Origin of the sequence: Desulfovibrio sp. SGI.230 (assembly GCF_050313065.1) — a bacterium.
Taxonomy (GTDB): Bacteria; Desulfobacterota; Desulfovibrionia; order Desulfovibrionales; family Desulfovibrionaceae; genus Desulfovibrio.
In genome coordinates, this window is record NZ_JBNPKS010000001.1 from 420,502 (window position 1) to 427,922 (window position 7,421).

General features: G+C 60.0%; 7 protein-coding genes. 2 read left to right on the forward strand and 5 right to left on the reverse strand.

Annotation, left to right across the window (positions count from 1 at the left end):
• Window positions 1-3: 3 nt before the first annotated feature.
• The 4 genes from ACQRAG_RS01970 to xerD form a co-directional block, all read right to left on the reverse strand.
• Window positions 4-444 (reverse strand): lipopolysaccharide assembly protein LapA domain-containing protein, encoded by a 441-nt coding sequence (locus ACQRAG_RS01970; protein ID WP_168935298.1) that lies wholly within the window; start codon window positions 442-444, stop codon window positions 4-6.
• A 25-nt stretch (window positions 445-469) separates the two neighbouring features.
• A complete protein-coding gene (locus ACQRAG_RS01975) occupies window positions 470-952 on the reverse strand; it encodes an HIT family protein (protein WP_168935299.1) in 483 nt (160 codons plus the stop codon).
• A 62-nt stretch (window positions 953-1,014) separates the two neighbouring features.
• Window positions 1,015-3,696: a CBS domain-containing protein gene (locus tag ACQRAG_RS01980; protein WP_303868206.1), complete on the reverse strand. Its 2,682-nt coding sequence runs from the start codon at window positions 3,694-3,696 to the stop codon at window positions 1,015-1,017.
• On the reverse strand, window positions 3,696-4,634 hold the full coding sequence (xerD, locus tag ACQRAG_RS01985; RefSeq protein ID WP_204626485.1) for a site-specific tyrosine recombinase XerD: 939 nt from the start codon (window positions 4,632-4,634) through the stop codon (window positions 3,696-3,698). Before xerD ends, ACQRAG_RS01980 begins: the two co-directional genes overlap by 1 nt.
• A gap of 75 nt (window positions 4,635-4,709) precedes the next feature.
• Here xerD and folK point away from each other — a divergent pair, with 75 nt between their 5' ends.
• Together folK and ACQRAG_RS01995 are read left to right on the forward strand one after the other, a co-directional pair.
• Complete coding sequence (gene folK / locus ACQRAG_RS01990; protein ID WP_304026557.1) at window positions 4,710-5,222, forward strand: 2-amino-4-hydroxy-6-hydroxymethyldihydropteridine diphosphokinase; 513 nt, start codon at window positions 4,710-4,712, stop codon at window positions 5,220-5,222.
• Between the two features lie 79 nt (window positions 5,223-5,301).
• On the forward strand, window positions 5,302-5,595 hold the full coding sequence (locus ACQRAG_RS01995; RefSeq protein ID WP_168935302.1) for a transcriptional regulator: 294 nt from the start codon (window positions 5,302-5,304) through the stop codon (window positions 5,593-5,595).
• Between the two features lie 463 nt (window positions 5,596-6,058).
• Here ACQRAG_RS01995 and ACQRAG_RS02000 read toward each other — a convergent pair whose 3' ends face one another.
• A complete protein-coding gene (locus tag ACQRAG_RS02000; protein WP_427805280.1) occupies window positions 6,059-6,829 on the reverse strand; it encodes a DUF4198 domain-containing protein in 771 nt (256 codons plus the stop codon).
• Window positions 6,830-7,421: the final 592 nt, after the last annotated feature.

Genomic DNA, 7,421 nt, shown 5'->3' on the forward strand with positions numbered 1-7,421 from the left:
GGACTAGGCCTTGTCAGGATCGGGAGCGGTCACTTCTTCCGGCTTGGCCTCGGCCTTCTCCTTGGCGGGAGCGGCTTCGATGGCCTGGGCCTTTTCCTGGGAGACCTTGCGGAGGAAATCGCCGCGCGCGGTCTCACCGTCCAGGCTCTTCTTCAGCTTGGCCACTTCACGTTCCAGAGCGGACACACGCCACTTGCTCTTCATGTAACGGGCCGTCAGGTGCATCTTGTCCCACAGCAGCAGGGCCACCGCCAGCAGGGCGCCCACGAAGAAGGCCACGATGACGATGAAGTAGAACGGCAGCGGGATGGACGTCATCTCAGGCACGAAGAAGAGATTGAGTTTGAGCGTCATGGCCGTCGACAGGGCCGTCTGGTTCTGGAAGAAGAAGACCAGACTGAAGAAAATCAGCAGAACAAGTAACAGGACCTTTATATAGCGCATAGTCTCCTCCTCTGCGCGGTGGTGTTCAAAACCTGTCGAAATACGGCTTCAGATGAGCATAGCTGCTGCGCAAGTGTTCCGGGATCGTGCGCACCTCGTCCATCACGGCCATGAAGGAGGAATCCCCGTTCCAGCGCGGCACGAGATGGAAGTGCAGATGTTCCCGGATACCGGCTCCGGCAGCCTGCCCCTGGTTGAGGCCGATATTGATGCCTTCGCAGTGAAAATGTTCCTGCAGCACCAGCGTGCAGCGCTGCATCAGGTCCATGATCTCGTGCGTCTCATCCGTTTCAAGCTGGGCCAGCGCCATCACATGCCGATAGGGACAGACCATGATATGCCCGTTGCTGTACGGGAATTTGTTCATGATCACAAAAGCATGCCTGCCCCGGTACAGGACCAGCCGCTCCTCGTCTTCATCCCTGCTTTCGGGAAGACAAAAAACACAGCTGTCCGGCTTGGGGCCAAGGATGTACTCGATGCGCCAGGGCGTCCACAATTGTTTCATTTTCTTTTCCTCAATACACGGCTTGCGCTTCAAGGGCAAGTCCTGCCCTGAACGCCGCTCTTTTATTTAGGAAATACGCCTTCCTGCCGGGCCATGTCCAGCGCCAGACGACGCTGGCTGTCCGCATCCGGGGTCTCCCCGTCCAGCTTGCCGACCAGTACGGCCCGCAGGATGCGCCCGAACAGCGGTCCCGGCGCGATGCCCATGTCGCGCAGATCCCGGCCGTCGATATCCGGCTTTTCACGGCGCCACTGGGTGATGTAACGGGAAAGGTTCTTTTGCAGCCCGCTGTCTTCCACACCGGCCATGATGTAGAGCAGGAACTCCAGCGAGAACTTTTCCAGCAGCAGATACAGCTCGCTGATCCTGCCTGTCCCGGCCTCAAAGGCCTTTTGCCAGCGGGCCAGCTTGGGCTGCACATGCCGCATGGACTCCCGCTGCTGCAAGATCTCCTGCTTGCGTCCTTCGGGCAGACCCAGGGCGGCGAAATTGGCGGAGACTTCGGCATAGTTCAGCCGGTGTCCCAGGGCCAGGAAGTAGATCAGCCAGTTCTCGACGCTCTCATCGAAATACAGCAGGCGGTACCAGTTGAGCATGGAACGTACCTGCTGCAGGATCTGGCGCTTGCTCGGCGTCAGGGTCAGGGAGGGCCCCAGGGCCCGCAACAGGCCCAGGCCATCCAGGCGCTCGAAACAGGCCGCGGGATCGTCTTCGTCACATATGTGGGTATATTCGTTGAAGATACGCTTTCCGGACAGTTTGTCCAGCATATGCAGGCTAAGCAGGTTCTTGATGAGCTTTTCCGCGCTGGGCCCGATATGGAAGCCATACCGCTGTTCAAAGCGCACCGCCCGCAGGCTGCGTGTGGGGTCTTCCACGAAACTCAGGGTGTGCAGCACGCGCAGCACGCCTTCCTTGATGTCACGCTGCCCGCCGAAAAAGTCCACCAGCTGCCCGTAGGGCGTGCAGTCCAGGCGGATGGCCAGGGCATTGATGGTGAAGTCGCGCCGGAACAGGTCCATCTTGATGGACGAAAGCTCCACCGTGGGCAGCGCCGCCGGGGATTCGTAATACTCCAGGCGCGCGGTGGCCACGTCGATGCGCTGTTCCAGGCCGTCTTCGTCATGGTAGATGACCATGGACGTCAAAAACTTGCGGTGTTCACGCACACGGCCGCCCAGTTCGGCGGCCAGGGCCCGGGCAAAGGCCACGCCTTCGCCCTCCACCACGAAATCCACGTCATGGTTGGGCCGGTCCAGCAAAAGGTCGCGCACGAAGCCGCCCACCACATAGACGGGCATGTTCAGCCGCTGCCCCAGACGGCCCGCCAGCTCCAGCAAATGGCGCACCCGTGCGGGCAGACGGTCACGCAGCAGCTTGGCCACATTGCGCTCGCGCGAGTTGTTTTCCTGATAGTCCAGGACCTGACCGGGCTCGGAGGTCATGACGTTGATGAGGTCCGTGCGGGTCACCACCCCCACCACCAGATCCTTGTCCACGATGGGCACCAGACGCTGCCGGCCGCCCACGATGATGGACGAGATGTCCCGCAAAGGCGCATCCGGGGCCAGGCTCTTGATATTGCGACGCATATAGTCGTCCACAGGCCGGTCGCCCAGCTTGTGGCTGGTAGCGCGGGAAGCCGTCTGGGCATCCAGGATGCCGATGCAGCGGCGTGTCCCGGGCTTGAAGACAGGCACGGCCTTGAGGCCGAAATGCATCATCAGGGTATCGGCCTCACGCATGCTGCGGTCCGACTCGATCCCCACCGCCGGGGACGACATGTAATCGCTGGCGGTCTTTTCCGGCCCTGCCTGCATGTGCAGATTGCGCACGATGGCGTCATGGACCTCGTTGAGGGTCAGGTTGCGGATGGAGGCCGACGCGGCATAGGCATGACCGCCCCCGCCCAGCTCCGCACAGATGCGGCCCACATTGATGGCATCGCTGCGGCTGCGGGCCACCACCTGCACCCGGTCTTCCATGCGGCCCACGGCAAAAAGCACCGTGAACTTCTCCATCTCCATCAGCCGATGGGCCAGATAGGCAAAATCCCCCAGGTAGTGTTCCATGGAGGCCTCGGCGATGACCACCGGCTCATTATTGATATGGTAGACGCGCGCCGATTCCAGCAAACTGTTGAGGGCCCGCACATGCAGGCTGGTCAGCTCATGGGCCGCCATCTCGTTGATGGCGTTGACATCCATGCCCTGGGTCAGCAGCCAGGCGGAACTTTCAAAATCCAGCGGCGTGGTGGAACTGTAGGTGAAAGAGCCCGTGTCCCCGTAGATGCCGAGCCCCAGCAGGGTGGCGTCCGCGGCTTCCAGCACGATCCCCCGCTGCCGCAGCTCCCGCACCAGCAGGGCCGTGACCGAGCCCACGGTCTCCACATGGCTCGTCTGGGCCGGGACATCCTCGGACGAGGCCGGATGATGGTCCCAGACCTCGACGGTCACCCCTTCCCTGTCCAGCAGGGTCGACACATGCCGGACACGCTCCCGCTGGCGCGTATCCACCAGCACGAGATGCGTGATCTCGTCCCAGGGGATGTCGGCACTTTCGGTCAGATGGTAGCGTTTGGCATCCAGCGAGGCCACGACCTTTTGCAGGCCGCGCTCCTGCGTCCCGGGGAACAGCAGCAGACTGCCGGGGTAGAGGAAGTGGGCAGCCAGCATGGCCGCAAAGGAATCGAAATCGGCATTGGCATGGCAGGTGACCAGGATCCGGGGAGAAGATGCGGACATTACGACTGACTCCGTGGATGGAACTGCCTGTGCAGGGCATGGAGGCGCTCGGCCTGCACATGGGTATAGATCTCGGTGGCGCTGATGTCGGCATGGCCCAGCAAAAGCTGCACGGCCCGCAGGTCAGCCCCGCCTTCCAGCAAGTGGGTGGCAAAGGAATGGCGGAAGGTGTGCGGCGAGATGGAGCGCCGTATGCCCGCCAGCAAGGCGTATTTCTTGACCATCTTCCAGACATACTGGCGGCTCAGGCCCTTGCCGGAACGGTTGAGGAAAAGGTAGCGGCTCTGGGGCGAAAAGTCGTCACGCCAGAAGGACAACCACTGCTGCAACAGATCGAGCACCAGGGAATGGAGCGGCACCAGCCTGTCCTTGGCGCCCTTGCCCGACACCAGCACCAGCCCCCGCTGCATGTCCACATCCGCCACCAGCAGGTTGCAGACCTCCGAGACGCGCAGGCCCGCCGCATAGAGCATCTCCAGCAGGCAGCGGTCACGACGGCCGCATTTCTCGCGCATGTCCGGCAATTGCAGCAAGCGGTCCATCTCGGCCTTGCTCAGGACTTCCGGCAGATACTGGGGCAGACGCGGGCTTTCCAGCAGGCTGGCGGGATTGCTCTCCAGCAGGCCTTCTTCCACCGTATACTCGAAAAAGCCGCGCAATGCCGACAAGCGCCGGGCCAGCGTGCGTCCCGCATTCTTCCGGGCTCGCAGCCAGGCCAGATACAGGAACAGGTCATGTTCATCGAGGCTGGTCTTGTCGCCGGCGTCCAGCTCGTCGAGGAAAAGAAAAAAATTTTCCAGATCCTGCCGGTATGAGACCACCGTACGCATGGAAAGGCCCCGCTGGGCCAGCAGGTATTCCCCCCAGGCCGGGATCTGTTTTTTCAGGATCTGCAGGGATCGCTCCGTCGCCTCAGGCAATGCACTTTTTTCCGTCATGTCATCATGCTAGCTGCCTTGGACGGATTGGGCAAGATTTTTGACAGCATCCGGGCAAATGTCTACAAGGAGGCCATGACTGCACCGACCATCACCGTTTTCGTCTGTCTGGGGTCCAACACTCCCGATGCCGCCCATATGCTCTCCCTGGCCGTGGAGCGGCTGCGTGCCCTGCCCCGTGCCCGGGTGGATGCGCTCTCCGGCATCTACCTGACCGAGCCGCAGGACTATGCGGATCAGCCCTGGTTCCACAATCAGGTCGTCCGCATGGAGCTGGAGACCGACTGGACCCCGCAAAGCTTCGTCCGGGCCTTGCTGGCGGAGGAAAAACAGCTGGGCAGACAACGCAGCAGCGATCCGGCCCTGCGCTTCGGACCGCGCTGCATCGACATGGACCTGCTGCTCTTTGGGGACAGCCAGTGCGACGCGCCGGAAAGCATCGTCCCCCACCCGCGCATGTGCCAGCGCGCCTTCGTCCTCATCCCTCTTTGTGATGTGGGCGCCGCCTGCCGCATCCACGGCCGTACCCCGGCGCAATGGCTGGCCGGGCTCGAGTATCGACAGGAAGGTCAGAGAATTTTTCAGTGACGCGCAAAAACTCTTATGCTATCCTGGGTTGCGATAAAGAATGAGACCCTGCTCTACGCAGGAGAAGGAGAGCGACCATATGTGGAAATGGCTTGTGCTGGGTCTGGCCGTTTACGTCCTGTACCGACTGTTTGCCAATGATTTTCTGAAGAAGAAAAAGGAAAACGCCGAAGACCAGGCCGCTGAAGTCGAGCGCAAGGTCGCTGCCGGCGAAATGGTCAAAGACCCTGAATGCGGCACCTATGTCTCCGTGGACGGTAATATCTCCGTGCGCGACGGCGACAAGGTCTACCGTTTCTGCAGCTACGAATGCCGCGACAAATTCCTGGAACGTCTCCAGGAAGGCGGCCGTGAGCTCCCGCCCCGCGACTAAGCGGTGCGTTTATCCCGATCCCCAAAGCCCGTCATCGTACGGGCTTTTTCTTTTTGCAGGCAGCGGGCCCGAGCGAGGGAGTGCCGCAGGTCCCTTGGCTTGGGTATAGGGGACAGTGCCTTCCTTCTTCCAGGCAGGATTCCCTGGGCAAACAAAAATCGTCGTTTCCGGCCCCCAACCAACTGCCGATGTAGCTCCAGGCCCCAAACAGGAACTGCCCGGGATCCGGCGAATCCCGAGCAGTTCATCATCGTTCTGCCTAAAGATGGGGCCATGCGGCCCAACACCCGGAGACATGTGCCTAACTGGGCGATGTCCGCACTCAATCCCGCAGGCGTCCTCCGGAAATCATCCTGTATCTCCGACCTAGTAGCGAACGTCTACGATGGAGAATGGCTGGTCGTAGGAAAATCGTACCAAGTCTCGCTGAGTCGCTATCAAACAAACTGGGGCAGGTCTTCATCTATCTCTTCAGTGGTGCGGTGAATTCCATCCAGATCACCGCCCCCAGCTCCACATCCTTGAGTGCGCCCTGATGCTCCATCTTTTTCCTGTCCGTCTTCAGGGCCGCAAAACCCCACCAGCCCGGCCAGGGGGCGCAGTACGTAAAGACGCCGTTCTCATCCGTCTTGATCACCTGGGTCATGAAATAGACGTTGGGGGTCGTATAGACATCATCACGATTGTAGTATTCCACTTCCACCTCGGCACCGGGGATAGGTTTACCGTCCAGCAGCACACGGCCCTGGAAGATATTGCCGCTGTAGTTGGCAAAAGGACGAGTCAGAGGAATGATCTCCATTTTCAGCCCCAAAGGAACATCCCAGCCTTTCTCGTCGCCAAAAGCAGCCACGACAGTCTTGGTATAGTGGATGATGAAGCGGTCTTCCTCGGGATCGAAATAGGGGGCAGACTCCATGGCAAACTGGTACACGCCGGGCTGTTTGACCTCATAGACAGCCCGCCAGGCCTGATGCCCGATGATGGTAGCCGGCTTGAGCATCGCCTTGAGATTTTCCACCTTCCCGTCCCTGGTCATGGTCAGGGACTTGGGCTGCTGCATATCCAGGCCCCGCATCTCCATGGGATAAGCGGAGAAAACATCCAGCTTCAAGGAAGATTCTTTGTCTTCCATTACCGTCGAAGACGAGGGAATGAGCATACTGAACTGAGCTTCCGCCCGGCCACTCAGACACATAAGCAGGGCAACTGCCATGCATGCTATTTTCCACATACTGCTTTCTCCTTGGATTTCTCAAATAGGGATCTTCGCCCACTGTCCCGCGGATACCTGCAGGTACGAAAAAATAGCACATTGGCTTTGCAACTTGCTTGGGCTCTTCCCGCTTACGCTACATGTCAGCCAAAAGGCAAGACTCTGTCAATATTGCGGATCTCTCCCAAAAGGTGCCCAAAGGCATGACTGCAGCAGGGAACTCAGGCTCTGCCTGCTACAGATGGAAGCCGCCTGCTCTTCTTCACAGGCACTTCCATCCTCGCACAGACCCACCAGCAAAAGTTTTTGGAAGGGAGGGGCGCGGGGAGGGAGAACCTTTTTCCAAAAAGGTTTCCCTCTCCGCAAGCTTTTCTCTCTTCAAATCTCTAGGCATCCGCCTGCCGCCCTTGCCGCACAATGTTCTTCTTGAGAGGTGACAGCCTCGCCCGCTCTCCCACCAGGCACTGCTCTCCTGCTGGAGAACGGGTATCAGGAACAGGGACGAACATTGACGATAATTCAGCCCGTCCCTTCCCCGAAACAAAAAAATCCCCGGCGGAGCGGGGACAAAAAAAGACCCCCTCGCGCTGAGAGCTGCAAGGGGGTCTCG

Excerpts from the sequence above, each read along its gene's own strand:
- ACQRAG_RS02000 (WP_427805280.1), bottom strand. The coding sequence starts at position 6,829 with ATGTGGAAAATAGCATGCATGGCAGTTGCCCTGCTTATGTGTCTGAGT.
- ACQRAG_RS01995 (WP_168935302.1), top strand. The coding sequence starts at position 5,302 with ATGTGGAAATGGCTTGTGCTGGGTCTGGCCGTTTACGTCCTGTACCGA.
- ACQRAG_RS01970 (WP_168935298.1), bottom strand. The coding sequence starts at position 444 with ATGCGCTATATAAAGGTCCTGTTACTTGTTCTGCTGATTTTCTTCAGT.
- ACQRAG_RS01980 (WP_303868206.1), bottom strand. The coding sequence starts at position 3,696 with ATGTCCGCATCTTCTCCCCGGATCCTGGTCACCTGCCATGCCAATGCC.
- xerD (WP_204626485.1), bottom strand. The coding sequence starts at position 4,634 with ATGACGGAAAAAAGTGCATTGCCTGAGGCGACGGAGCGATCCCTGCAG.
- folK (WP_304026557.1), top strand. The coding sequence starts at position 4,710 with ATGACTGCACCGACCATCACCGTTTTCGTCTGTCTGGGGTCCAACACT.
- ACQRAG_RS01975 (WP_168935299.1), bottom strand. The coding sequence starts at position 952 with ATGAAACAATTGTGGACGCCCTGGCGCATCGAGTACATCCTTGGCCCC.